Here is a 573-nt window from a genome sequence, read left to right on the forward strand (position 1 = left end):
AGGAGGCCAAGGCCAAGCTCGAAGCCGCCGGCGCCACCGTCACCGTCAAGTAGTCGACCTTAGGTGTCGGGGTTTCCGCTGATCGCCGACCGCTGCGAAAGCTCCACCTGCTCGGGTGAATCACCTAGCGCGACAAGAAGATTTGTCGTCAACCCGGCGAGGACCGGCCCGACGGCCGCGCCGTCGCCGCCGTAGTAGCCGGCCAGCTCCAACATCACGAATCCGTGGATCGCCGCCCAGAAGCGGGCGGCGATGGCGACCACTGCGGTGTCGTCGTCGGCTGAACCGGCCGTGATCCGGCCCGCCTGAATCGAGCGGTGCACCGGATGCACCACGCGCGCGAAACTCGGGTAGTGCTCGCTGATCTCGTCGACCGTCAGATTCAGCACGTTGTGGGCCGGAGCGTTGATGCCGTGCGCGCTGGTGCTGCCGAACATCAGCCGGTACATGTGCGGGCGCTCGATGGCATAGCGGCGGTAGGCGATGCCCGTGGCCACCAAGTCGGCGACCGGGTCGGGGGTCCGGGGGACCGCCAGCGCATCGGTGAATTGCCGCAGGCCCTCCTCGGCCACC

Annotated in this window: 1 protein-coding gene; it reads right to left on the minus strand. The window is 68.1% G+C overall.

Features of this window, described 5'->3' with window-relative positions:
- Positions 1 to 59: 59 nt before the first annotated feature.
- On the minus strand, positions 60 to 573 hold a 514-nt coding region (locus F6Q13_RS19835), incomplete at its 5' end, for a TetR-like C-terminal domain-containing protein (RefSeq protein WP_293060109.1).

The organism is Mycobacterium sp., assembly GCF_008709575.1.
Classification (GTDB): domain Bacteria; phylum Actinomycetota; class Actinomycetes; order Mycobacteriales; family Mycobacteriaceae; genus Mycobacterium.